The organism is Streptomyces sp. ADI96-02, from assembly GCF_003846185.1.
GTDB lineage: Bacteria > Actinomycetota > Actinomycetes > Streptomycetales > Streptomycetaceae > Streptomyces.
This window is the reverse complement of the sequence record NZ_ML123034.1, coordinates 2,594,067-2,619,398: the sequence shown is the minus strand read 5'-3', so window position 1 is coordinate 2,619,398 and position 25,332 is coordinate 2,594,067. Positions and strand designations below refer to the sequence as shown.

The following is a 25,332-nucleotide window of genomic DNA, read 5'->3' as shown; positions in this document are numbered from 1 at the left end:
ATGTGGGCACCTCCCATGACGATGCGAACCAGTCTTCTGTCGGGAACGACGGCCGAAGCGGGAGGAGCGCTGCGGGCTCTGGCTGCTGAGCAGTTACCGGTGCTGGCGGCGGAGATCAGGGAGTTCCTGGTCGAGAAGGTGTGTGCGTCGGGCGGGCATCTGGGTCCGAATCTGGGGATGGTGGAGCTGACGCTCGCCCTGCACCGGGTATTCGAGTCTCCGCGGGATGCGCTGGTGTTCGACATCGGTCATCAGGCGTATGTGCACAAATTGCTGACCGGCCGCCGTGAGGCGTTCGACTCGCTGCGGCAGGCCGGAGGGCTGACGGGGTATCCCTCCCGTTCGGAGTCGGTGCACGATCTGGTGGAGAACTCGCACGCTTCCACCGCGCTGTCGTACGCGGACGGTCTGGCCAAGGCCCGCCAGCTCGCCGGTGAGAGTGACCGTGCGGTGGTGGCGGTCATCGGCGACGGCGCGATGACCGGCGGCCTGGCGTGGGAAGCGCTGAACAACCTCGGCGCCGCGAAGGACCGGCCCGTCATCATCGTCCTCAACGACAACGGCCGCTCCTACGCCCCTACCACCGGAGCCCTCGCCGAGCACCTGAACGTGCTGAAATCCGGCGGCGCGGAAGCGTGCCGCAACCTGTTCACCGACCTCGGCTTCACCTACTTCGGGCCCGTCGACGGACACCACACCGGGGAGATCGACCAAGTGTTACGACGGGCCCGCGCCCTGTCCCGGCCGGCGGTCGTGCATGTGATGACGGTCAAGGGCAAGGGCTACCGGCCCGCCGAGACGGACGAGGCGGACTGCCTGCACGCGGTGGGCACTGTCGACCCGGCCACCGGACGCCCCATCCCCGCCCGCACGGCCGAGGCCCCGTCGTGGACCAGCGTCTTCGGCCAGGAACTCTGCCGGATCGCCGCTGCGCACCCCGAGGTGGTGGCAATCACCGCCTCCATGCTGAGCCCGACTGGCCTGCTCCCCATGCAACAGACCTTCCCGGAGCGGGTATTCGACGTCGGAATCGCCGAGCAGCACGCCGTCACCAGTGCGGCCGGGCTGGCCATGGGCGGCTACCACCCCGTCGTCGCGATCTACGCCACCTTCCTGAACCGGGCCTTCGACCAGGTCCTCATGGACGTGGCCCTACACCAGCTGCCAGTCACGTTCGTTCTGGACCGGGCCGGTATCACCGGCCCGGACGGACCGAGTCATCACGGCATGTGGGACCTCGCCGTCCTCTCCACGATCCCCGGCCTGCGCATCGCCGCACCCAGAGACGCCACGCGGCTGCGTGAAATGCTGCGCGAGGCCACCACCGTCCAGGGCGGGCCCACTGTGCTGCGGCTGCCCAAAGCCACCGTGGGCTCCGACATCGAGGCGCTCACCCGCATGGACGGCCTGGACATCCTGCACCGCACCCACCGCGGCCCCCTGGATGTGCTGCTCGTCCCCACCGGCCCGCTCGCCGCGGCTGCCCTGGACGCCGCCGTGCTGCTCGAAGAACAGGGGCTCGGGGTCACGGTCGCCGATCCGGGCTGGGTGCTGCCCGTCAACCCCGCCCTGCCCGCCCTGGCCGCCCGCCACCGTGTGACCGTCACGGTCGAGGACGGACTGCGCACCGGAGGCTTCGGCACCGCCCTGGCCCAGGCGTGTACCGATACGGCCGTCGCCGCCCCGGTGATCAGTTGCGGTCTGCCGACCGCCTTCATCCCCCACGCGCCTCGCACCCACCTGCTCACCCAGGCAGGACTCGACGGCACCGGCCTCTTCACCGCAGCCATGGCCCACCTGCGCCCAGACCCGACAGAGCACGCGCCGGCACCCACCCCCAGGAGCGCTCGATGACCTCGATCGACCTCGGCCCGCCCACCCCGCGCCCCGCGCCCCTGACCACGCGGACTCCGGCGCGCCGCCGCCCGACCCGACAACTGAACGTCGGCACGGTGCCCGTGGGCGGCGGCGCCCCGATCTCCGTGCAGACCATGACCACGACCTCGACCGCCGACGTCGACGCCACGCTGCGGCAGATCGCCGAAGTCACCGCCGCCGGCTGCGACATCATCCGCGTCGCCGTCCCCTCCCAGGACGACGCCGACGTCCTGCCCGCCATCGTGGCCAAGTCCCCGATCCCGGTGATCGCCGACATCCACTTCCAGCCCCGCTACGTCTTCCAAGCCATCGATGCCGGCTGCGCCGCCGTCCGCGTCAACCCCGGCAACATCAAGAAGTTCGACGACAAGGTGGGCGAGATCGCCCAAGCCGCCACGGCGGCCGCGGTGCCCATCCGCATCGGTGTCAACGCCGGCTCCCTCGACCCACGCCTCCTCGCCAAACACGGCTCCGCCACCCCCGAAGCCCTCGTGGAGTCCGCGCTGTGGGAGTGCTCCCTGTTCCAGGAACACGGCTTCAGGGACCTGAAGATCGCGGTCAAGCACCACGACCCCATGACGATGATCGCCGCGAACCGGCTGCTCGCCGCACAATGCGACTACCCCCTCCACCTCGGAGTCACCGAAGCCGGACCCGCCTTCCAAGGAGCCATCAAGTCCGCCGTCGCCTTCGGCATCCTCCTCGGCGAGGGCATCGGAGACACCATCCGCGTCTCCCTCTCCGACGACCCGGTGCAGCAGGTCAAGGCCGGCTGCCACATCCTCGCCTCTCTCGGCCTGCGCCCCCGCAGACTCGAAATCGTCTCCTGCCCCGGCTGCGGCCGCCTCCAGGTCGACATCCACAAACTCGCCGGCCGAGTCGAGGCGGCCTTCGACGGCTTCCCCCACCCCTTGCGCATTGCCGTCATGGGCTGCGTCGTCAACGGACCCGGCGAATCCCGCGAAGCCGACCTCGGCGTCTCCTGCGGCAATGGCAAGGGCCAGATCTACCGACAGGGCCAGGTCCTGCGCACCGTACCGGAATCGAAGATCGTCGAGGCATTGATGGACGAAGCTCTCGCTCTCACCGCCCGCTGCGATGACGAAGCAGGTGATCAGCCGTGACCGATTCCACCGGTTTCCACACCGCCCCCGCGTACTCCGCGCACGCCTCGGCCGCATTCCAGGGAGGCGAGGTGCGCCAACGCGTCTCGCAGATCCTGGACGACTTCGTCGAAGGCAAGATCACCGCGGCCAGGACCGGCGCCCTCCCTGAGGAAGTCGCCGAGTACGTCGGAGATTTCCTCAACGCCGGCGGCAAGCGCATCCGCCCGCTGCTCTGCGTGCTGGGGTGGCATGCCGCGGGGGGCGCAGGCGGTGTGGATCAGGCGGCACGGGTCGGCGCCGCACTGGAGATGTTCCACGCCTTCTGCCTGATCCATGACGATGTGATGGACCACTCCGCGACCCGGCGCGGCCGGCCTGCCATGCACCGTGCCCTGGCCGCCCACCACAGCAAGGACCGCACCCGGCAGGCGGCCACCGACATCGGCACCGCGGCCGCCATCCTGATGGGCGACCTCGCCCTCATCTGGTCCGACGAACTCCTGCACGCCTCCGAGACAGCCCTGGACGCGCGGCAACGCACCCGAGTACTCCCCTTGATCGACACCATGCGCAACGAGGTGCTGTACGGCCAGTACCTCGATCTGACCGCCACCAGCCAACCCACCCCCGACGTCGGCCTCGCCCTGCGCGTCATCCGGTACAAGACCGCCAAATACACCATCGAACGCCCCCTGCACATCGGGGCCGCCCTCGCCGGAGCCCCCGACACACTCCTCGCCCAACTCAGCTCGTTCGCCGTTCCGTTGGGAGAAGCCTTCCAACTGCGCGACGATCTCCTCGGGGTCTTCGGCCATCCGGTCGAGACCGGGAAACCGGCCCTGGACGACCTGCGCGAGGGCAAGCACACCTGTCTGATCGCACTCACCCTGCGCAACGCCCCCCGCGCGCAGGCCGATCAGCTGCGCCTGCTCGTGGGATGCCCCACCCTCACCGAAGATCAAGCACACATCGCACGGAGCATCATCACCGCCTCCGGGGCCCCGGACACGGTCGAGGAGATGATCCGCGATCGGTACGCGCGCGCATCGTCCGCCCTGGCCGCTGCCCCTGTCCCCGCCGATATCCGCGCCAGCCTCCAAGACATGGCCCACCAGGCCGTATGGAGGACCACATGAACACCGCCACCCCGCACCAGGCCCACCCGGCCCGCCCCACCCCGGCCACGAAGCGGGTACTGCTCGCATCACCGCGAGGCTGGTGTGCCGGCGTGGACCGCGCCGTGGCCGTCGTCGAGAAGGCCCTGGAGCTGTACGGGGACCCGATTTATGTCCGCCACGAGATCGTCCACAACAAGTACGTCGTGCAGACCCTGGAACGCAAGGGCGTGATCTTCGTCGAGCGGACGGAGGAGGTCCCCGAGGGCTCCATTGTCGTGTTCTCGGCGCACGGCGTGGCCCCGGCCGTGCACGCGGAGGCAGCCGAGCGGAAGCTCGCCACGATCGACGCGACCTGCCCACTGGTGACCAAGGTCCACAAGGAAGCGATCCGGTACGCGAACGAGGACTACGACATCCTCCTGATCGGCCACGAGGGCCATGAGGAGGTCATCGGCACCACCGGTGAGGCCCCGGACCGCATCACGCTGGTCGACGGCCCCGTGGACGTTGCCCATGTCGAGGTCCGTGACGAGTCGAAGGTCGTCTGGCTCTCCCAGACCACCCTCTCCGTGGACGAGACGATGGAAACGGTCGACGCGCTGAAGACCAGGTTCCCCAACCTGCTCTCGCCGCCCAGCGACGACATCTGCTACGCCACGCAGAACCGCCAGATCGCGGTCAAGAAGCTCGCCGAAGACGCCCAGCTGGTCATCGTGGTCGGCTCCCGCAACTCCTCGAACTCCCAGCGCATGGTCGAGGCCGCCCTCCGCGCCGGCGCGGACACCGCCTACCTGGTGGACTTCGCCGACGAGATTGACGAAGCCTGGCTTCAGGGCGTCACCACGGTCGGCCTGACCTCCGGCGCCTCGGTCCCCGACGTGCTCGTCGACAGCGTCCTCAAGTGGCTGGCCGAGCGCGGCTACACGGACGTGGAGACGGTCAGGACCGCCGACGAGTCCATCACCTTCTCGCTGCCCAAGGAACTCCGCCGCAACCTGCGCACGCAGCCGGTAGACGACCCGACGGCGAGTCCGTCGTAACGACTCGCGACGCCGCGGGCCTGTTTCAGCAGGCCGATCCGGCACTGGGTCTGCTGAGGACGCAAGGCTCACTGCCCTGACACCGAATCATCCAGTCGATCATCGAGGAAGGAAGTACAGCATGTCTTCGGAATCACCGTCGGTGACGGTCCCCGGCCCTGCGCACGTACGCGACCTGCGGGCTCAGGGGGAGCGCATCACGGATGGGTGGGACGCCGCCGCCTGCGGACTCACAGCCGGTCGTGGATGTGCCGAGCGCCTCACTCGGATGGAAGCGGCCCTGCACCGTGAGCCAGATGGGGCGCCCCGGATGCGGTGCGCCGATGAACTCCCCATGTACATGGTCCAAGAGCCGGTCTACGAGCCCTACCGGTCAGCGGAGATTCCACGCTACGAGGCAGGGGAGCGTGCAGCCCGTCACATCTTGAGCGCGGCCTTCGCCCCCGAGGTCATCCAGAGCGTGATGCAGAGCCCCCTTCTGGCAACGGCTCAGGTCACATCCGCACAGATCCAGGCCGGGCTGTGGACAGCGCGGAAGGACAGCCTGGCGCCCCTGATAGAAGCAGTCCCCAGGAAAGGCGGCGAAGTGGACAGGATCCTTGGCGAATACTGTCTACGCCATGCCAAAAGTCCCCTCCACGCCGTGCCGATGGCCATGCGCGACTTCATCCTGCTGTGGTTTGCCGCCGCCTTTATCCGCGTAGACGGCCGGATGCTCGACCTGTGCGGTTCGACGTCCTGCCTCATGATGGCCGTCGACTACGTCGCCGCTCGGGACGACGCCGGAGGCGGCGGCCACGCCGCCTACGCGACAGCGGCCAGTGAGGGACTTGCTTGCCTCGGAGGGACATCCGTCACCCAAGCCCTGCGGGACACGGTGGTCGTGGACGCCGTCCTCAGGGCCCGGGACATCACGACCACAGCGACCAGTCGCATCACGGACCCGAACGGATTCGTCGACGCCGCGGGCGGACCGGTGACACCCAAGGAGTACATGCGGGCACGCTGGTGGGACGCCGCCATGGTCCCCTACCACCGCCTGCCCATGAGCACACCTGGATACCGGCACGTCACCGACGAACTGGGCACCTTCACCGCGGCCGACCGCTGTGGGGCGATCAAGCGCGCCATCGACTGTGCCATCCGCTACAACGAGATCGTCGACATCGTGCCGGACTGCGCCAACGGAGAGTCCTTCAACGAGGTACTCCTCGCGCTGGCGTCCAGGGGAGGACATGCCGTGTACGGCTACGCGGACGCCCTCGCACGAGTTACCGATGACGTTCTCCGATGCGATTGCGGTGCGAGCGGACACGAGGAGGCAGCCGAAATCGCCATGGGCGACTGCCTCTTCTACCTGCTGACCACTCGCTACCAGATGCGGAAGCAACTGCAATGCCTGTCGGCCGCGGGCGGCGCAATCCAGCGGGCCTATGCGCAGCGGCCACCAGGCGCAAGGCTGGAAGCCGTGGCCTCCACCACGCTGCGGCCAGGAAACCTCCTGCACTCCGACGCCTGGGAACCCCTCTGGAAGCCGGTCGAAGCAGCACACCGCATGCCCGGGAGGTGGGCGAACCACCTCGCCCGGCGCGCGGCACGGCGCAGCCTTCCCGCCGACACGGCCGCGTGTGACCGCGACCGGTGCGAAACCGTCATCACGTCGCTCTTGGTCGACTGCGACAACGCTCCCAACCACTCTCTGCCCACCCTCGCGAAGCGGTGGGGTGACGTCTTCGACGGTGTTCTCACGGCGGCGGTGGCGGACCACGCGCTATTACGCCAACACTCCCTTGCGTTGAGGGAACTCATCGAACGAATCTGGCTGCACTGCGTAGTGGATGGCGACGACGGTACGCCGCACCCGGCGGAACGGGCTGACGAGCAGCTGGCCATGGACACCACCCAGGCTCTTTTCGCCACCTACGGGCTCCCTCCGACCGAGGGCTGGGCCATCAGGCGAGCCTTCAGCGGCGTGGCTACCAGCGCTGTCGAGCTGAGCGGCCTCAGCCCCTACAGCCGCATGACCGACGGCATCAGCCGGATCCTGCTGGACACAACCCGCACCAGGCGTGGAGAGGTTGGTGATCGTGGTCGGTGAGATGATCCGCGGGGTTGATCGTCTTGGGGAGGCTGTCAGCGGCGACGGCTGCTGCCGGCGTCCCGTAGTACCGGGGATTCCGGTTCCCGCCGGAGGTGATCGCGCACGCCCTCCGGCTCTGCCGCCGCTTCCCGCTCAGCCTCCGCGACGTGAAGGAGGGCCGCGTTGTCCGCGCTGGCGCCGACCGCTCCGCGCAAACGGATCACGCCGAATCGGCCGGGCACCGTCGCGAACTCCTTCGACGCGTACCGCGCTCCGTCGTCACTGGGGAAGACCGCCCCGTCGAGGCTGCCGCCCCGAGTGCGGGCGGCGGCTACGCGCACGCCGTCTCCCCTCTACACCCACGTGTCCAGCCACATCCGGTCCCGCCACAGGTCCTCCGGGATCGACGTCCCCGTGAACAGCGGCCAGAAGTAGACGAAGTTCCAGATGATCAGCAGCACCAGCACGCCCGCCGCGATCGCGCCCAGTGTGCGGCGGCGTTCGCCCGTCGGGTCGGGTGGCGTCAGGCCCAGTTCGGCGCGGGTCCCCGTGCCGGCCGCCGGGCCCAGTAGCGCGCCGATCAGCATCGTGACGGCCAGGCAGAGGAAGGGGACGAACACCACCGCGTAGAAGAGGAAGATCGTCCGCTCCTGGTAGAGGAACCAGGGCAGCCAGCCCGCCGCCACGCCGCAGGCGATGGCCCCCGCCCGCCAGTCGCGGCGGAAGAACCAGCGCCACAGGACGTACGCCAGTGCCACGCACGCCGCCCACCACAGCAGCGGGGTGCCGATCGCGAGGACCTCGCTGGCGCACTTGCCGGTCGACGATTCCTTGCAGCCCGTCTGCTCCTCGTAGAAGTAGGAGACCGGCCGGCCCAGGACGATCCAGCTCCACGGGTTCGACTCGTAGGTGTGGCCCGAGGTCAGGCCGACGTGGAAGTCGTACACCTGGGTCTCGTAGTGCCACAGGCTCCGCAGCCAGTCGGGCAGCAAGCTCCACGCGCCGCCCCGGCCCTCGGTCGCCGCCCAGTCGCGGTAGTACCCCTTGTCCGTGACGATCCAGCCGGTCCACGACGCGACGTACGTGACGACGGCGACCGGCACCGTGGAGACGAACGCCGGCACCAGGTCCCGCCGGGCCACCGCCGCGTACGGGCGTACCGCCCCCGCCGTCCGCCGCGCCCCGACGTCCCACAGCACCGCCATCACGCCGAACGCGGCCAGCACGTAGAGGCCGTTCCACTTCGTGGCGAAGGCCAGGCCCAGCATCACGCCCGCCGCGATCCGCCACGGCCGCCACCCCAGCCGCAGGCTCTCCGCGATCCCGGCGTCCGGGCGCAGCACGCCCTCCGCGTCCACCGGCAGCGCGGCGGCCAGCTTCCGGCGGGCCTGGTCCCGGTCCGCCAGCAGGCAGCCGAAGGCGGCCAGCACGAAGAACATGAGGATCAGGTCGAGCAGCGCGGTCCGGCTCATCACGAAGTGCAGCCCGTCCACCGTGAGCAGCACGCCGGCCAGGCACCCCAGGAACGTCGAGCGGAACAGCCGCCGACCGATCCGGCACAGCAGCAGCACCGACACCGTGCCGAGCACCGCGACCATGAACCGCCAGCCGAACGGTGTGAAGCCGAACATCTGCTCGCCCAGCCCGATGATCCACTTGCCCATCGGCGGGTGCACCACATAGCCCGGATCGGTGGGGATCGGCACCGCGTCCGGGTTCTTGAGGATCAGCTTGTCGACGTCCTTGGGCCAGGCGCCCTCGTACCCCTGGTTGACCAGCGCCCACGCGTCCTTCGCGTAATACGTCTCATCGAATATCAGGGCGTGCGGCTGGTCCAGCTTCCAGAAGCGCAGCACGCCCGCGACCAGCGCCACCAGCAGCGGACCGCCCCAGGCGGACCACCGCACCAGCCGGTCGGCGAGCCCCGGCCCGACCCCGAGCACCGACCAGAACGGCCGCCCCGGCCGGGTGTACGGCGGGTCCAGCCGGTCGCGGAGCGGCAGCTCCGGCCGGGGAACATGGCCGAATCGGCGCAGCCGCCGCTGCCAGGGGGCCGGCTGTTCGCCGTACGGGTTCCCGGCGTCCTGGCCGCGCTGCGCTTCGGGTGCGGTACTCGTCACCGCGCCATCGTAGGGAACGCATCTGTGCGAAGGGCGCCGCACGTGCTGGGAGGATGGCTGATGTGACTGGAACGACTGGAACGCTCGTGCTCGCAGGGACCCCCATCGGCGACGTGGCGGACGCCCCGCCCCGCCTCGCCGCCGAACTGGAGCGGGCCGACGTCGTCGCCGCCGAGGACACCCGGCGGCTGCGCCGGCTCACCCAGGCGCTCGGCATCCACACCTCGGGGCGTGTCGTCTCCTACTTCGAGGGCAACGAGTCGGCCCGCACGCCGGAACTCGTCGAGGCCCTGACCGGCGGCGCGCGCGTCCTGCTCGTCACGGACGCCGGCATGCCCTCGGTGTCCGACCCCGGCTACCGGCTGGTCGCCGCCGCCGTGGAGAAGGACATCCGCGTCACCGCCGTGCCCGGACCCAGCGCGGTGCTCACCGCCCTCGCGCTCTCCGCGCTGCCGGTGGACCGGTTCTGCTTCGAGGGGTTCCTGCCCCGCAAGGCGGGCGAACGGCTCGGCAAGCTGCGCGAGGTCGCGGACGAGCGCCGCACCATGGTCTTCTTCGAGGCCCCGCACCGGCTGGACGACACCCTCGCCGCGATGGCCGAGGTCTTCGGCGCCGACCGCCGGGCCGCCGTCTGCCGGGAGCTGACCAAGACGTACGAGGAGGTGAAGCGCGGTCCGCTGGGCGAGCTGGCCGTGTGGGCGGCCGACGGCGTACGCGGGGAGATCACCGTCGTCGTCGAGGGCGCGGCCGACTCCGGCGCGGAGGAGCTGGACGCCGAGGAGCTGGTGCGACGGGTGCGGGTGCGCGAGGAGGCCGGGGAGCGGCGCAAGGAGGCCATCGCGGCCGTCGCCGCCGCGGCCGGGCTGCCGAAGCGGGACGTGTTCGACGCGGTGGTCGCGGCGAAGAACGCCGAGCGGGCCGCGCCGAAGAAGCCGTAGGGGGTGGGGCGTGGGGGCGTGGGCCGATGGCGTGGGCGCGGGGCGATGCCGTGGGCGTGGGGCTTTGAGTCGTAGGCCGTTGGGCCCCGTGCGCCCCGTTCGGCGGTAGCCCGGTAGCCGGTGGCCGGTGGCCGGTGGCCGGTGGCCGGTGCGCCGAAGTCCTGGAGTCCCGCGTCCCCGCCCGGCCGCCCGGCCGCCCCGCGTCAGAGCGTTTCCGTCAGCAGTCCGTACGCCGTCGCCACGAACGGAACGCCCCGCCGCACCCGGCGTGTCGCCGTCGCCGCGATCGCCAGGCCCGACTCCGGGCGGAACCCCAGGAACACCTGCTGGCCCAGGGTCGCACCCGCGTGGAAGAGGACCGGGCCGTACGGGGACGGGTGCCGGAACCAGGTCAGCGTGTGCGTGTGCCCGTGCCGCCACCCGCGCCGCAGCACCGGCCGGACCACCTCCGCCAGCGCGGCGGCCAGGGTCTGGTCCGCCGGAGCCGCCGGGTCCGCCGGAGCGGGGCCCGGGGGCCGGGCAAGGTGCGCCTCCAGGAAGGTCAGCAGGTCCAACGGGGTCGAGCGCACCGCCCCGGCCGCCGTGAAGCCGCCGGGGTCGAGCGCGGGCACCGGGCTGCCGTCGCGCCGGTGGCCCGTGGCGTCCGTGTCCGCCGGGCCCGGTCGCAGCAGGGTCGCGGCCAGGCCCAGCGGGCCCAGCACCTGCTGGTGCAGCAGGATCTCCCACGGCGTGCCGGTGGCCGCCGCCAGGGTATGGCCGAGGACGGAGACGCCGAAGTTCGAGTAGTGCCAGCGGGTGCCCGGCCGGTGGCGCGGGCGGGCCCGCAGGAAGGCCCGGACGACCCGGTCGGCCGGGTAACCGCGGTACGGGTCCGTGGACCAGCGCGGCACGGCCTGCGGGTAGAAGTCGGCGGGCAGGGCCGGGAGCCCCGAGGTGTGGGTCATCAGATGGCGCAGGGTGATCGCGCGCACGGCGGGGTGCACCGGGTGGCCCGGGGCCAGCAGGTCCGCCGCCCGGTCCTCGTACCGCACCCGGTCCTGGGCGACCAGCCGCGCCAGCAGCAGCCCGGCGAACGGTTTCGACGCCGAGCCCAGCTCGTAGCGCAGCAGCTCGCGCGGGACCGGCCCGGCGGGCGCGACGCCGCCCCGGTGGACCGTGCGCTCCCCGTACCGGCTGACCGCGATCACCACGTCCGGCGCGTCGACGGTACGCGCCGCGTCGGCGAGCAGACGGGCGGTGGCCGGGTCGCCGGGCGCGTCGGGCGCGTCGAGCGTGGGGCCGGTGCGGTGGGCGGCCCGCGACGCGCCCGTAGGCCCCGGCCCGGAGGGCCCCGCCCCGGACAGCCCCGCCTCGGTGGGCCCGTTCACGCCGGGGCCGGGGAGGTGAGGTCGGACAGGGCGCGGGACAGCGCGAGCGCCGACGCGAAGGCCGCCACGAGCGTCGGGTGGTAGACGAGGTCGAAGACCTCCTCCTCGTCGCCCTCCGGCATGTCGCCCGCCACCGGCATCGCCCCGTCCGGCTGCTGGGCCTGCGCGAACCCCTGCCAGGCCGCCGCGTCCAGCGTCGGTTCGGGCAGGCAGGCGTCGACCACCAGCAGCTCGCCCAGCAGGTCCCAGCGGCCCAGGTCCAGCCAGTCGTCCAGCCACGCCGGCAGCCACAGCGCCAGGTAGTCCGCCACGTCGACGGGCAGGCCCGCGGGCTTCTCGCCCCAGTCGGTCAGATGGAAGACGGTGTGCGTGACGTCGTAGGCGATGTGGCCCTCGACGGTCCAGGGCTCCGGCCGCCGGGCCAGCCAGGTGTGGGCGAGCGCCGCGGTCTCCGGCGTGTTCGGCTCCACACCGAAGCGCCGCTCGATCGCGCTGAGGCCCAGCCGCCGCACCGGCAGCACCTCCAGCGCCGCCGAACTGCTCAGCCGGTGGTTGAGCCGGAGCGCCACCTCCAGCTCGGGGTGGCGGAAACCCAGCTCGCGGAAGGGTACGTAGACCTCCAGCGGGATGGGCGAGAGCGGTTCGTGGCGCTGGCCGGTCAGCAGCCGCTCACCGGAGTCGAGCAGCCGGTGCCAGGCGTGGTCGAGGAGCTGGTGCGACAGCGCGGACTGCTGGGAGCCCGCCACGCCCTCGCGGAAGATGACCTTGCAGATCAGGGCCAGTTCGCCCAGCGGCTTGAAGCGGTCGAGGTAGCCGGTCTCCGGATCGGGGTCGTCCTCCAGCCGGAAGCCGTCCCGGTGCTCGTGCAGCCAGCCCAGGGCCTTCGCGCCGACGTCGTGGATCTGCTGGATGCCGCTCATGCGGTCTGCCTTTCCCGGCCCTGGGCGCCTGCGGACCGTAGTGACGGCGGCGACCGCAGGGCCCGCAGGGACAGGGCCGCGGCGAAGGCCGTCACGAGCGTCGAGTGGTAGCAGTCGTAGAAGGGGTACGGATCAGACGCCCCGGCGACCGGTGAGGTTGCCCCGGCGACCGGTGAGGTTGCCCCGGCGACCGGCGAGGTCGTCCCGCCTCCCGGTGCGGACGACGTCCCGTTCCTCCGCGCCGGCGGACCGGTCTCGGGGATCGAGCCGCCCGCGTCCTGAACGTCGGCGAGCACCGGCCAGGCCGTGTCCAGCAGGGCCGGTGCGGGCGGGCCCGGCAGGACGGCCGCGACCGCGAGCAGTTCGCCGGCGAGGTCCCAGTGGCCGCTCTCCAGGCAGCCGTCCGTCCAGGCCGGCAGCCAGGTCCGCAGATAGGCGGCCAGGCTCTCCGGGAGCCGGTCGGGCGCGCCGCCCCAGTCGGTGAGGTGGAAGACGGTGTGGGTCAGGGCGTAGCCCGAGGGGCCCTCGAACATCCACGGTTCCGCGAGCCCGCCCAGCCAGGTCCGGGACAGGACGGTCCCGGAGTCGGCGTGGGCCACCGTGCCGACCCGCCGCTCGGAGTTGACCAGGCCGAGCTGGCGGTTGGGGTGCTGCTCGATATGGGCCCAGGAGCGGGTCGCGCCGAGCGTGTGCGCCAGCCGCTCGAAGCCCTCGTGGCGCAGGCCCTCGGCGGCGAAGGCGGCGTAGATCTCGTAGGGGTAGGAGGCGAACGGTTCGGCGCGCAGCAGCTCCAGCAGCAGTGCGCCGCGCTCGACCTGCTCCCAGGCGAACGCGACGAGGCCGTCGGCCGCCGTGTGCTCCGGGGTGCCCGGTTCGGTATCGCGGCGGATGGTCACGCACAGCTGCGCCAGCTCGCCCAGCGGCTTGAACGTGGCGTTGACGTCGGTGTGCGCGTCCAGGGCGTCGGCGGGCAGCGCGAACTCCGCGCGGTGCGCGTTCGTCCAGTCCAGCGCGGTGCGCAGGACTTCGGGCAGGACGTGGAGAGCGGTGGCGGCCGGGGCCCGCTCCCGTCCGGAGCCCTCGGTCGCGGTCGCCGTCACCGCCGTGCCGCCTCGGCCATCAGGCGCGCGGCCCGCACGTGCAGGGCCACCCGGGGATCGTGGCCGCCCATCAGCTCGACGAAGTCGAGGCCGCGGGCCAGCCCCAGCGTCGCCGGCTCGGAGCCGATCGCCGTGAGCCAGCGCCCGGCTCCGGCCGCCTGGAGCCAGTCGCGCCTGCGGACCGCGCGGACGAAGCCGCGTGACAGGTCGACCGTCCGGCCGGCCGCGGCCCGCTGCACGGCCGAGGGGACGGCCGGGACGGCGAGGGGGGCGAGGATCGAGAGCTGGTGCGTGAGCGCCTGCCAGGGGGCGTCCTCCAGCCAGGCGGCGTCGGGTTCCTGGTGCGGTCGGCCGGCCCGGACCTCGCTCTGCGGTCCGGTGGCGCCGAGGCCGCTGGGTGATCCGGTGGGGCCGAGGTCGCTGTGCGGCCCGGTGGTCCCGGGGGCCGCCATGCGCTGGAGGGTGGAGATCATGTGCCAGTGGCTCCAGGCGGTGGCCGCCGGGGCGTCGGGCTTGGGCGGGAATTCCCGCACCGCCCGGTCGAGTACGGCGACGTCTCCCGGGTGCGGATGGCGTCCGTGGAGAATGCTCGGCAGAAGCAGATCCGCTCCGATGACCCGCACGGCCGCAATTCCGGTTCTGTTGTCCTCGTCGATTCCCGCGGCGCCGCATACCGTGGCGAGGTGGTCCCCGCTCCGAAGAGCGAGAACCACCTCTGTCGCCAGGTCATGCACGGCGCCCGCCAGAGGGGACGACGCATGATTCTGGTCCATGTGCCGGCGACTAGCCCTTCTTGGGGCGGGGGGTCGGGGGCGAGAGGAGCAGGCCGCCGGCGCCGCCGATGAGCACCAGTGCGGCGCACTCGCGGGTGTCCCGGTAGAAGCCTTCGAGCTCGCCCGGGTTGAGAGCCGCGTCGAGATCCATCTCGATGTCGGTGGCAGTGGTGTCCGTGATGTACATGAGTGTTTTCCCGTTCTGTGGAAATCGGGTTGACATCACGAGTCAAAAGGAAGGATGCGACCTCCGCAAATCGAAATCCATCGGCAGTGGAAATTACTTGTTCAATTGAATGATGAATTCGTTGTGGCGACCGCCGTGGATCGCTGCTGTCGCGGGGAATTTCGAGGTGCGACGAAGGGAGCGTGCGCGGGCGCACTCACGGCCCGAAGGGGCGCGTGAAGGGGAGCACGGTGCTTCACCGGTCACGGTCTGTCCTCTCGCGCGCCATGCGGCGGCAAAGGGCGGCAAAAGGAGTCCAAGAACGCACCAACATTGCCTCTGAGCTGGTGCGTTCGTATGTCCACAGGTGTCCACTGGTGGAGGACGGATCTCCTCCCCGATCCCTCGGAGGGGCGGTCTTCCCCGGAGCACGTGTCCGGCGGACGAAGAGGAGCAGGCATGAGTGAGATTGCAGCGGCCACTGTCCACGAGGCGTACGCCTTCGCCTGCATGGGGTGTGGGTACGGCTGGGAGCAGTCCTACGAGATACAGCACCACATAGACCTCGAAGGTCATGAGTTCGTCGTCTACACCGCCGACGGCCAGCGCGTGCCGTCCCCGCTGTCGACCCCCACGTGCGCCAACTGCGGCGGGCACGTGGTGCGCATCATGCGGTCCGGCCGTGTGGCCGGCGTCCAGCAGCAGCTCCACCGCAGCCCCTCGACCAAGGCGGCGAAGCGCCCGGAGGGCGACGCCGTCGCCCCGGCCGTGGCCGACCCGGACCGGCACTGGCACCTGTCCGACCTGCTCCACCCCTTCCACCGCAAGTGAGCCGCCGCTTCCACCGCACGTGAGCACCGTCGCCACGGCAGGGGGGGACAAGTCGGCCACGGCCTCCACCGCAGGGTGAGCCACATCCTGGACCGCGCGTGAGCCACCGCCTCCACCGCACGTGAGCGAGCCACCGGCCCCGGCGCACGTGGGCCGACAGGGCGCGGGCGAGGCCCGCCGACGGAATCCACCGCCGGTGAGGCGCCGCCCGCGCCCCTCGTACGATCGACGGCATGAGCCGCACCGAAGCCCCGCCGCTGCCCGAACCCCTCAGGGTCCCGGTCGCCGACGCGCACACCCATCTCGACATGCAGGACGCCACCGTCGAGGAGGCCCTGGCCAGGGCCGCAGCCGTGAACGTGACGACGGTGATCCAGGTCGGCTGCGACGTGGCGGGGTCCCGCTGGGCCGCCGAGACCGCCGCGGCCCACGCCGCCGTCCACGCCTCGGTCGCCCTGCACCCCAACGAGGCGCCGCGCATCGTCCACGGGGACCCCGAGGGCACCGCACGGCAGGGCGCGCGCCCGGCCGGCGGGAAGGCGGCCCTCGACGAGGCGCTTGCCGAGATCGACGCGCTGGCCGCCCTGGACCACGTGCGTGGCGTCGGCGAGACCGGCCTGGACTTCTACCGCACCGGCCCGGAAGGCGTCGCCGCCCAGGAGGAGTCCTTCCGGGCCCATATCGAGATCGCCAAGCGGCACGGCAAGGCCCTGGTCATCCACGACCGCGAGGCCCACGCGGACGTGCTGCGCGTCCTCGCGGAGGCGGGCGCGCCCGAGCGGACCGTGTTCCACTGCTACTCCGGCGACGCCGACATGGCCCGCATCTGCGCAGCGGCGGGCTACTACATGTCCTTCGCCGGCAACGTGACCTTCAAGAACGCCCAACCGCTGCGCGACGCGCTCGCCGTCGCCCCCACGGAACTGGTCCTGGTCGAGACCGACGCGCCCTTCCTCACCCCGGCCCCCTACCGCGGGCGGCCCAACGCGCCCTACCTCATCCCCGTCACCCTGCGCGCCATGGCCGAGGTCAAGGGCCTGGACGAGGACGTGCTGGCCGCCGCGATCCAGGACAACACGGCCCGCGCCTTCGACTACTGAGCACCCCGCCCGACGGGGAGCCGGGCAGGCCCCCGCCCCGAGCCGAGCGCCCCGGGCCCGGACGCCCGCCGTCCGGCGGGGGGCGGCCGGGCGGCCCTGGGGCCGCCGTAGGCTTACCGGGTGAGCAGCACAGAGCCCGACGCCCTCCTGGGCCCCGCAGACATCCGCGACCTGGCCGCCAAGCTGGGCGTACGCCCCACCAAGCAGCGCGGTCAGAACTTCGTCATCGACGCCAACACGGTCCGCCGGATCGTACGCACCGCGGAGGTCCGCCCGGACGACGTCGTCGTCGAGGTCGGCCCCGGGCTCGGCTCGCTGACCCTGGCCCTGCTGGAGGCGGCGGACCGGGTCGTCGCCGTCGAGATCGACGACGTGCTCGCGGGCGCCCTGCCCGCCACCGTGAACGCCCGGATGCCGGAGCGCGCCGAGCGCTTCGCCCTGGTCCACTCCGACGCGATGCTCGTCACCGAACTGCCCGGCCCCGCGCCCACCGCCCTGGTCGCGAACCTGCCGTACAACGTGGCCGTGCCCGTGCTGCTCACGATGCTGGAGCGGTTCCCGAGCATCGAGCGCACCCTCGTCATGGTGCAGTCCGAGGTCGCCGACCGGCTCGCCGCCCGCCCCGGCAACAAGGTCTACGGCGTCCCGTCGGTGAAGGCCAACTGGTACGCGGACGTCAAGCGCGCCGGGGCGATCGGCCGCACGGTCTTCTGGCCCGCCCCGAACGTCGACTCCGGGCTCGTCTCCCTCGTCCGCCGCACCGAACCCGTCTCCACCACCGCGAGCCGCGCCGAGGTCTTCGCCGTCGTGGACGCCGCCTTCGCGCAGCGCCGCAAGACGCTGCGCGCGGCACTCGCCGGCTGGGCCGGGTCCGCGCCCGCCGCCGAGGCCGCCCTCGTCGCCGCCGGGATCTCGCCCCAGGCGCGCGGCGAGGCGCTGACCGTCGAGGAGTTCGCCGCCATCGCCGAGCACAAGCCGTCCGGGCAGCAGCCCGCCGCACCGACTTCCGGGAGCAGTGAGTGAGCGTCACCGTCCGCGTCCCCGCCAAGGTCAACGTCCAGCTCGCCGTCGGCGCCGCCCGGCCCGACGGCTTCCACGACCTGGCGAACGTCTTCCTCGCCGTCGGCCTGTACGACGAGGTCACCGCCGCCCCGGCCGACACCCTCACGATCACGTGCGCCGGGCCGGACGCCGAGCAGGTGCCGCTCGACGCGAGCAACCTCGCCGCCCGCGCCGCGCTCGCGCTGGCCCGGCGCCACGGCATCGAGCCCGCCGTCCACCTGCACATCGCCAAGGACATCCCCGTCGCCGGCGGCATGGCGGGCGGCAGCGCCGACGGGGCCGCCGCCCTGCTGGCCTGCGACGCGCTGTGGGGCACCGGGGCGAGCCGGGAGGAACTGCTGGAGATCTGCGCCGAACTGGGCAGCGACGTCCCCTTCAGCCTGGTCGGCGGAGCCGCCCTCGGCGTCGGGCGCGGCGAGCGGCTGACGCCGATCGAGGTCGGCGGCGCCTTCCACTGGGTCTTCGCCGTCGCCGACGGCGGACTCTCCACCCCGGCGGTCTACGGCGCGTTCGACCGGCTCACCGCCGGCACGCCCGTCCCCGCCCCGGCCGCCTCGCCCGCGCTCCTGGACGCCCTGCGCTCCGGCGACCCCGAGGCGCTCGCCGCCGCCGTGGGCAACGACCTCCAGCCCGCCGCACTCGCGCTGCGCCCCTCCCTCGCCGACACCCTCGCCGCCGGTACGGACGCGGGGGCCCTGGCCGCCCTGGTCTCCGGCTCGGGGCCCACGACCGCGTTCCTCGTCGCGGACGAGGGGTCCGCGCGGAAGGTCGCCGACGCCCTGACCGCCTCCGGGACCTGCCGCAACACCCGGATCGCCGCGTCCCCGGCCCCCGGCGCCCACGTGATCTGAACGCCCCCGCCACCGCTGCTCCCGCTGCCGAGGCCGCACCGCCGAGCCCCGTGCCGCCGCGCCGTACCCTGGGAAGGTCGATCGATCCACCGGACAGGAGTGAAATGGCCGTCAATCTGGTCAATGTCGAGCAGGTCAGCAAGGTGTACGGCACCCGTGCCCTGCTCGACGGTGTATCCCTCGGGGTGTCCGAGGGCGACCGGATCGGTGTCGTGGGCCGCAACGGCGACGGCAAGACCACCCTCATCCGGATGCTCGCCAAGCTGGAGGACGCGGACTCCGGCCGCGTCACGCACAACGGAGGGCTGCGCCTGGGCGTCCTCACCCAGCACGACTCCCTCGACCCGAAGGCGACCGTCCGCCAGGAGGTCATCGGCGATCTCGCCGACCACGAGTGGGCCGGCAGCGCCAAGATCCGCGACGTGCTCACCGGGCTCTTCGGCGGACTCGCCCTGCCCGGCTTCGAGCACGGCCTCGACACCGTCATCGCCCCGCTCTCCGGCGGCGAACGGCGGCGCATCGCGCTCGCCAAGCTCCTCATCGCGGAACCGGACCTGATCGTCCTCGACGAGCCCACCAACCACCTCGACGTCGAAGGCATCTCCTGGCTCGCCGGCCACCTGCGGGCCCGCCGCTCCGCCCTCGTCTGCGTCACCCACGACCGGTGGTTCCTCGACCAGGTCTGCACCCGCATGTGGGACGTCCAGCGCGGTGCCGTCCACGAGTACGAGGGCGGCTACAGCGACTACGTGTTCGCCCGCGCCGAGCGCGAACGGATCGCCGCCACCGAGGAGTCCAAGCGGCAGAACCTGATGCGCAAGGAGCTGGCCTGGCTGCGCCGCGGCGCACCCGCCCGCACCTCCAAGCCGCGCTACCGCATCGAGGCGGCCAACGAGCTGATCGCCGACGTGCCGCCGCCGCGCGACACCAGCGAGCTGATGAAGTTCGCCAACGCCCGCCTCGGCAAGACCGTGTTCGACCTGGAGGACGTCACCGTCCAGGCCGGTCCCAAGACGCTGCTCACCCACCTCACCTGGCAGCTCGGCCCCGGCGACCGGATCGGTCTGGTCGGCGTCAACGGCGCGGGCAAGACCTCCCTGCTCCGCGCGCTCGCCGAGGCCGCCCGCACCCAGGGCGAGGAGCAGCCCGCGGCGGGGAAGGTCGTCGTCGGCAAGACCGTCAGGCTCGCCTACCTCTCCCAGGAGGTCTCCGAGCTGAACCCGAACCTCCGGGTCCTGGAGGCCGTCCAGCAGGTCCGCGACCGGGTCGACCTCGGCAAGGGCCGCGAGATGACCGCGGGTCAGCTCTGCGAACAGTTCGGCTTCACCAAGGAGAAGCAGTGGACGCCGGTCGGCGACCTCTCCGGCGGCGAGCGCCGCCGGCTCCAGATCCTGCGCCTGCTGATGGACGAGCCCAACGTCCTCTTCCTCGACGAGCCCACCAACGACCTCGACATCGAGACCCTCACCCAGCTGGAGGACCTCCTCGACGGCTGGCCCGGATCGATGATCGTGATCTCCCACGACCGGTTCTTCATCGAGCGCACCACCGACCGGGTGATGGCCCTCCTCGGCGACCGCGCCCTGCGGATGCTGCCGCGCGGGATCGACGAGTACCTGGAGCGCAGGCGGCGGATCGAGGAGGAGACCACGCCCTCCGCCGCCCCCGCGCCCGCCCGCGACCGGTCCGCCGCCCCGGCGGCCCCGGCCGTGTCGGCGCAGGCGGCCCGCGCCGCGAAGAAGGAGCTCCAGAAGGTCGAGCGCCAGCTCGACAAGCTCTCCACCCGCGAGACCTCGCTGCACAAGCAGATCGCCGAGCACGCCACCGACTTCGAGAAGGTGGCCGGGCTCGACGCCGAGCTGCGCGAACTCGTCGCGGAGCGCGACGAGCTGGAGATGCGCTGGCTGGAACTGGCCGAGGACGCCTGACCCGTCGGGCCCGGACACCTGACGAGTCCGGTCCGTACAGGAGTGCCGACGGCTCCGCACGGGGGCGTCGACGGCTCCGTACGGGAGCGCTGATCGGCCCTCCCGGATGACGGCCGATCAGCTGCGAGCACGGCATAACGAGGGCATCACAAGGCGGTTCTCCCTTGAGAACAGGGCCCGTTCGGACCCCTGTTCGACGTGGTGCGGGTGGTACAAAGAAGCCCCGCCCGACTGTCGTGACATCGCGGGAACCATGCCCGATCCGCTCCTTTCCAGGGGGAGATCCAGCCTCCCGGAATCGCGGGGGAGACCGGATCGGGCACCGGTCCGCACGAAGGGGGACGTGCTGAGATGAGCCAGCCGCCCGACCAGCAACCAGCACAGGGGGGCTACGCGCAGGCCCCGGGCCCGTACGGTCAGCAGCCCCCGGGCCCGTACACCGGACAGCCCGGCCCGTACGGTCAGCAGGCTCCCGGTCCGTACGATCAGCAAGCTCCGGGCCCGTACGGACAGGCCCCCGGCCCCTACGGCGGGCAGCCCGGCCCCTACGGCGCGCCGACGCAGCCCGGTTACGGCTACCCGCACCAGCATCCCGGCGCTCCGGCCCCCGGCGGGCCCGGCGGGAGCTCCGGCGGCGGCCCCCTCAAGGGGAGGACCGGCATCGTGGTCGCGGCGGCGCTCGCCGTCGTCCTGGCCGTCGGCGCCGGCGTCTGGTTCGCGGTGGGCGACGGCGGCGGCAAGCAGCCCGTCGCGGGCCCGAACGACGACGCCAAGGCCCCCGGCAGCTCGCCCACGGTGGACCAGGGCGACGGAAACGGCGACGGACGGCCGGCCGTCGACGACCTCAACGCCGGGCGCAAGCCGGGCGAGGCCGAGGTCGCCTGGCTCCAGACCAACGACGTCGACCTGCCGCGCGGCGGAGCCGAGATCCGCGGCCCCTGGTTCGTCGGCGACACCGTCGTCACCGCCGTCTACCGCGAGATCTCCGGCTACGCGGTCGCCGATGGCAGGCAGAAGTGGACCCTTCCGCTCCCTGCCGACGTGTGCGCCGTGCCCCACTCCGCCACCCCGGACGGGAAGATCGTCATCGGGATCGAGAGCGGCACCACCGACCGGGCCGACTGCTCCGTCCTCCAGATGATCGACCTCAACACCGGCAAGGCGGGCTGGAAGAAGACGGTCCAGAAGAACGGCACCTGGGACCTGCTGTCGGACATCGGGCTGGCGATCAGCCAGGACACCGTCACCGTCGGCCGCACCGGCAACTCCGGCGCCTACCGGGTCAGCGACGGCAAGGCGCTGTTCGGCAACCCCGCGGGCATCTGCAAGCCCTTCGCCTTCGCGGGCGGGGCCAAGCTGATCGCCGCGGTCAACTGCCGCACCGACGACGTCGAGAACCCGCAGCACCAGGTCCAGGAGCTCGACCCGGTCACCGGCAAGGCCAAGTGGACGTACCGGCCCGAGCGCGGCTGGGAGATCGACCGCGTCTACTCCGTCACCCCGCTCGTCATCTCGCTCACCGACGAGAAGACCAAGAAGTGGTCCCTGCTCTCCCTGAAGGAGAACGGCGCCCTCCGCTCCAGCCTGATCAGCGACAAGGGCGACGCGTTCGCCCCGAGCTGCCCCCGCGGCGGGATCTTCGGCAAGCAGCTCGAAGGCTGCGCCGGCGTCGCCGCCGACGCCGAGACCTTCTACCTGGCGACCCGGCCGGACGGCAAGGGGACCGCCCGCACCAACAAGGTCGTCGCCTTCGACCTCGACACCGGCCGGACGAAGTGGAAGGCCGACGCCCCGGCCGGGCGGCAGGTGGAGCCGCTGGGCATGGAAGCCGGCAACGTGCTGCTCTACATCCGGCCCACCTACGAGAAGGGCGGCGCGATGGCCACGCTCCCGCCGACCGGCGGAGCGTCGAGCGTCGTGCTCCAGCACCCCGACTCCACCAGCCGGATCGAGAACAGCTTCTTCGGCTCCACCGTCTCCTACGCGGGCGGACGCTCCTTCATCCTCAGCGGTCGCGTCGGCGCGTTCGACGACAAGGAGGAGCTGGAGCAGAAGACGCTGATGGTGTTCGGCAAGTGACGGCCCACCACGGCCTCCGCAGGCGACCGGCCCGCCGCGGGCCGACGCACCCCCACCCGCACTCGTCCTCCGAGGAACGCACCGCATGAGCCAGCCGCCCCAGCCACCGCAGCAGCCCCAACCACCGCAGCAGCCGCCCAACGAGCCGCCGTCCGGTGAGCCCTCCGGCCCCGCGAGCACCCCGCCCGCCGGCGGGTTCGGCGCGCCGCAGGATCCGCCGCCCGGCGGGTTCGGCGCGCCCGTACCGCCGCCCGCCGACCCCTTCGGCAAGCAGCCGCCGTCCGGCCCGCCGGTCCCGCCCGCCGGAGGCTACGGCGTACCGCCGCACCCGGGCGCCTACCCCACCCCGCCCGCACCGCAGCCCAACGGTTACGGCTACGGCTACCCGCAGGCCCCGCAGCCCGGCTACGGCTACCCGCAGGGCCCGCCCGGCCAACCCAGCGCGACGCACCAGGGATACGGCTATCCGACCCAGCCGGCGCACCCGCGGTACGGGGGCCCGCAGCCGGACGGGGGAGGCGGCCGGAAGCTCGGCGCCCAGGCGCGGATCATCATCGCCGCGGCCGTCGCCGTGGTGCTCATCATCGGAGCCGGAGTCATCTACGCCTCGTCCGGCGACGACGGCACGCGCGGCGCGGAGGCGTCCTCCGCCGGAACCACCGGCTCCGGGAACAAGGGCGGCGAGGGCGGCGGCCTCGACGGAGGCGAAGAGGAGGCCCCGGTCAACGCCAGGTCCAAGGTCGCCTTCCAACTCCCGCAGCCCGAGGTCGACGACGTCACCTCCGTGGCCGGATCGTGGCTCACCGACAAGGCGTACGTGAAGACGGGCGTCGACGAGATCGTCGCCCACGACCTGGACAAGGGCACGAAGCTCTGGTCCGTACCGCTGGCCGGCGAGGTCTGCGCCGCGTCCCGGCACATGAGCGCGGACTACCGCACGGCCATCCTCTTCGAGGAGTCCAAGCCGACCAAGCAGAAGAAGTACCCCTCCTGCAACCAGGTCGGCGTGGTCGACCTGAACACCGGAAAGCTGCTCTGGAGCAAGTCCGTCACCGCCGCCACCGGCGGCGACGAGCCCATCCGCTTCGAGGAGGTCACGCTCAGCGGCGGCACCGTCGCCGCGGGCGGCACCCGGGGCGGGGCCGCCTTCAGACTGGAGGACGGCGCCGAACTCTGGAAGCCGAAGGTCGGCACGGACGGCTGCTACGACCTGGGCTACGCGGGCGGCGAAGCGCTCGCCGTGGTTCGCAAGTGCGGCTCCTACGACGACCCGAAGCTCAGCATCCAGGCGCTCGACCCGGCCACCGGCGCACCGCTGTCGTCCTACCGGATGCCGCCCGGCGTCGCGTACGCGTCCATCGTCTCCACCAAGCCGCTGGTGGCCGCCGCCGACGTCGGCGACACCGCCGGCGACGGCAGCGCCGTCTCCGACTTCTTCTCCATCGACGCGGCGACCGGCAAGCTGATCGTGCGCATCTCCGCCGACGCCGAGAAGTACGCGGCGCGCTGCGGCTCCACCGACGTCGAGCGGTGCCGGTACGCCGTCGTCGGCGGCAACCGGCTCTACCTGCCGACCGAGAGCCACGACGGCACCGGCGAGTACGGCGACACCAACGAGATCGTCGCCTTCGACCTGACCACCGGCAAGCTCCTCGGCGGCCGGGCGGACGCGGGCGACCGCTACAACCTGCTCCCGCTGCGCATGGACGGCACGAACGTCATCGCGTACAAGGAACCGCCGTACGACAAGGGCGGTCAGGTCGTCTCCGTCGACGGCCGGAGCTTCGAGCAGACGCTGCTGATGGAGAACCCGGGCGACCGGTCCGTACGGGAGGCGGAGACCCGGTTCTCCACCGACCACTCCGAACTCCTCTACTCCGACGGCCGGTTCTTCCTGTCCAAGGAGATGATCAGCGAGCGCCGCGACAGCCAGGCCGACGAGAAGCTGTACCTGGCGCTCGCCTACCGCACCGACTGAGCACGACCGGCCGCCGCGCCCCGGCCGCCGCGCCCGACTGCCGGGCCCGGCAGCCACCGCCCCTCCCGGCCGTCCGGCTCCACCGGATTCCGCAATCCGGGGGCTTCTCCGGCGGAAGCCCCGCGCGGCGTCGAACAAGCGTGTAGCTTGCCGGGGCAGGAGGCCGGGGGGCCGGTATCCGGGGCGTACAGGGCACTGGGGGGCTTGTTCGATGGGCGTGCGGCTCATGGTGGTCGACGATCACCGCCTGCTCGCCGAGGCACTGGCCTCGGCACTGAAACTGCGCGGCCACCGGGTGCTCGCGGCGGCGGCCCCGACGTCCGGTGCGGCGGAGCTGGTGGTCGCCAGAGCGCCGGACGTCTGCCTGTTCGGTACGGCCTCGCCCGCCGCGCCGGGAGCCTTCGACCCGATCGCGCGCATCGCCCGGGACCGCCCGCAGGTGGCGGTCGTCGTGCTCGGGCCGGTGCCCAGTCCGCGCGGGATCGCCGCCGCGTTCGCCGCCGGGGCCGCCGGGTACGTCCGGCACGACGAGCGCATCGACGGGGTGGAGCGGGCGATGCTCAAGGCGCGGTCGGGGGAGAGCGCCGTCGCGCCGCAACTGCTGCGGGGCGCGTTCGCCGAACTCCTCAACCCGTCGGTCCAGCCCGACGACGAGGGGCGGCGGCTGCTGCGGATGCTCACCCCGCGCGAGGTCGAGGTGCTGGTCCGGGTCGCGGAGGGCGAGGACACCCGGCTGATCGCGGCCGGGATGCGGATCGCGCCGAGCACCGCGCGCACCCACGTCCAGCGGGTCCTGATGAAGCTCGGGGTCGGTTCCCGGCTGGAGGCCGCCGCGCTCGCCGCCCGCACGGGCCTGCTGGACCGGGCGGCGACCGGCATCACGACGCGGGGGCCGGA

At 72.2% G+C, this 25,332-nt stretch carries 20 protein-coding genes and 1 pseudogene; 14 read left to right on the top strand and 7 right to left on the bottom strand.

The window, feature by feature from the left end:
- Window positions 1–15: 15 nt before the first annotated feature.
- The 5 genes from EES43_RS11295 to EES43_RS11275 all read left to right on the top strand — a co-directional run bounded on the left by EES43_RS11295 (window position 16) and on the right by EES43_RS11275 (window position 7,240).
- Entirely contained in the window at window positions 16–1,854 is a 1,839-nt protein-coding gene (locus EES43_RS11295) for a 1-deoxy-D-xylulose-5-phosphate synthase (RefSeq protein ID WP_241192375.1), read from the top strand.
- Entirely contained in the window at window positions 1,851–3,002 is a 1,152-nt protein-coding gene (gene ispG / locus EES43_RS11290; protein ID WP_124268613.1) for a flavodoxin-dependent (E)-4-hydroxy-3-methylbut-2-enyl-diphosphate synthase, read from the top strand. The genes EES43_RS11295 and ispG overlap by 4 nt, the downstream gene beginning before the upstream one ends.
- Window positions 2,999–4,120 (top strand): polyprenyl synthetase family protein, encoded by a 1,122-nt coding sequence (locus tag EES43_RS11285; RefSeq protein WP_241192374.1) that lies wholly within the window; start codon window positions 2,999–3,001, stop codon window positions 4,118–4,120. Before ispG ends, EES43_RS11285 begins: the two co-directional genes overlap by 4 nt.
- Entirely contained in the window at window positions 4,117–5,142 is a 1,026-nt protein-coding gene (locus EES43_RS11280; RefSeq protein WP_124268612.1) for a 4-hydroxy-3-methylbut-2-enyl diphosphate reductase, read from the top strand. The genes EES43_RS11285 and EES43_RS11280 overlap by 4 nt, the downstream gene beginning before the upstream one ends.
- Before the next feature lie 334 nt (window positions 5,143–5,476).
- Entirely contained in the window at window positions 5,477–7,240 is a 1,764-nt protein-coding gene (locus EES43_RS11275; RefSeq protein ID WP_124268611.1) for a hypothetical protein, read from the top strand.
- 158 nt (window positions 7,241–7,398) lie between these two features.
- Here EES43_RS11275 and EES43_RS31255 read toward each other — a convergent pair.
- Window positions 7,399–7,527, bottom strand: a pseudogene (locus EES43_RS31255) (IS3 family transposase); the annotation flags it as partial.
- A 48-nt stretch (window positions 7,528–7,575) separates the two neighbouring features.
- Window positions 7,576–9,342 (bottom strand): dolichyl-phosphate-mannose--protein mannosyltransferase, encoded by a 1,767-nt coding sequence (locus tag EES43_RS11270; protein WP_124268610.1) that lies wholly within the window; start codon window positions 9,340–9,342, stop codon window positions 7,576–7,578.
- A gap of 53 nt (window positions 9,343–9,395) precedes the next feature.
- Here EES43_RS11270 and rsmI point away from each other — a divergent pair, with 53 nt between their 5' ends.
- Complete coding sequence (rsmI, locus tag EES43_RS11265; protein WP_206430033.1) at window positions 9,396–10,280, top strand: 16S rRNA (cytidine(1402)-2'-O)-methyltransferase; 885 nt, start codon at window positions 9,396–9,398, stop codon at window positions 10,278–10,280.
- A 203-nt stretch (window positions 10,281–10,483) separates the two neighbouring features.
- Here the strand turns inward: rsmI and EES43_RS11260 are convergent, their stop codons facing one another.
- The 5 genes from EES43_RS11260 to EES43_RS30600 all read right to left on the bottom strand — a co-directional run bounded on the left by EES43_RS11260 (window position 10,484) and on the right by EES43_RS30600 (window position 14,627).
- On the bottom strand, window positions 10,484–11,509 hold the full coding sequence (locus EES43_RS11260) for a serine hydrolase domain-containing protein (protein ID WP_164493334.1): 1,026 nt from the start codon (window positions 11,507–11,509) through the stop codon (window positions 10,484–10,486).
- Window positions 11,510–11,643: 134 nt separating this feature from the next.
- Window positions 11,644–12,567 carry a DUF6895 family protein gene (locus tag EES43_RS11255; protein ID WP_124268608.1) on the bottom strand — a complete coding sequence of 308 codons (924 nt, stop codon included), beginning with the start codon at window positions 12,565–12,567 and terminating at the stop codon, window positions 11,644–11,646.
- A complete protein-coding gene (locus EES43_RS11250; protein WP_241192373.1) occupies window positions 12,564–13,667 on the bottom strand; it encodes a DUF6895 family protein in 1,104 nt (367 codons plus the stop codon). The genes EES43_RS11255 and EES43_RS11250 overlap by 4 nt, the downstream gene beginning before the upstream one ends.
- Complete coding sequence (locus tag EES43_RS11245; protein ID WP_124268607.1) at window positions 13,664–14,440, bottom strand: hypothetical protein; 777 nt, start codon at window positions 14,438–14,440, stop codon at window positions 13,664–13,666. Before EES43_RS11245 ends, EES43_RS11250 begins: the two co-directional genes overlap by 4 nt.
- Window positions 14,441–14,450: 10 nt before the next feature.
- Window positions 14,451–14,627, bottom strand: a complete 177-nt coding sequence (locus tag EES43_RS30600; RefSeq protein WP_164493156.1) for a hypothetical protein — start codon at window positions 14,625–14,627, stop codon at window positions 14,451–14,453.
- A gap of 438 nt (window positions 14,628–15,065) precedes the next feature.
- Between EES43_RS30600 and EES43_RS11240 the strand changes: the two genes are divergently transcribed.
- The 8 genes from EES43_RS11240 to EES43_RS11205 form a co-directional block, all read left to right on the top strand.
- Window positions 15,066–15,437 carry a hypothetical protein gene (locus EES43_RS11240; RefSeq protein ID WP_124268606.1) on the top strand — a complete coding sequence of 124 codons (372 nt, stop codon included), beginning with the start codon at window positions 15,066–15,068 and terminating at the stop codon, window positions 15,435–15,437.
- A gap of 233 nt (window positions 15,438–15,670) precedes the next feature.
- Complete coding sequence (locus EES43_RS11235) at window positions 15,671–16,537, top strand: TatD family hydrolase (protein WP_124268605.1); 867 nt, start codon at window positions 15,671–15,673, stop codon at window positions 16,535–16,537.
- 120 nt (window positions 16,538–16,657) lie between these two features.
- Window positions 16,658–17,560, top strand: a complete 903-nt coding sequence (gene rsmA / locus EES43_RS11230) for a 16S rRNA (adenine(1518)-N(6)/adenine(1519)-N(6))-dimethyltransferase RsmA (protein WP_124268604.1) — start codon at window positions 16,658–16,660, stop codon at window positions 17,558–17,560.
- Window positions 17,557–18,450, top strand: coding sequence for a 4-(cytidine 5'-diphospho)-2-C-methyl-D-erythritol kinase (locus EES43_RS11225; protein WP_124268603.1), 894 nt, complete (start codon window positions 17,557–17,559; stop codon window positions 18,448–18,450). The genes rsmA and EES43_RS11225 overlap by 4 nt, the downstream gene beginning before the upstream one ends.
- 104 nt (window positions 18,451–18,554) lie before the next feature.
- Window positions 18,555–20,378, top strand: coding sequence for an ABC-F family ATP-binding cassette domain-containing protein (locus tag EES43_RS11220; RefSeq protein ID WP_124268602.1), 1,824 nt, complete (start codon window positions 18,555–18,557; stop codon window positions 20,376–20,378).
- Window positions 20,379–20,729: 351 nt separating this feature from the next.
- Window positions 20,730–22,457, top strand: a complete 1,728-nt coding sequence (locus EES43_RS11215) for an outer membrane protein assembly factor BamB family protein (RefSeq protein WP_124268601.1) — start codon at window positions 20,730–20,732, stop codon at window positions 22,455–22,457.
- Between the two features lie 85 nt (window positions 22,458–22,542).
- Window positions 22,543–24,435 carry an outer membrane protein assembly factor BamB family protein gene (locus EES43_RS11210; protein WP_124268600.1) on the top strand — a complete coding sequence of 631 codons (1,893 nt, stop codon included), beginning with the start codon at window positions 22,543–22,545 and terminating at the stop codon, window positions 24,433–24,435.
- 211 nt (window positions 24,436–24,646) lie between these two features.
- A partial coding sequence (locus EES43_RS11205; protein ID WP_164493155.1) for a helix-turn-helix transcriptional regulator occupies window positions 24,647–25,332 on the top strand: 686 nt, incomplete at its 3' end.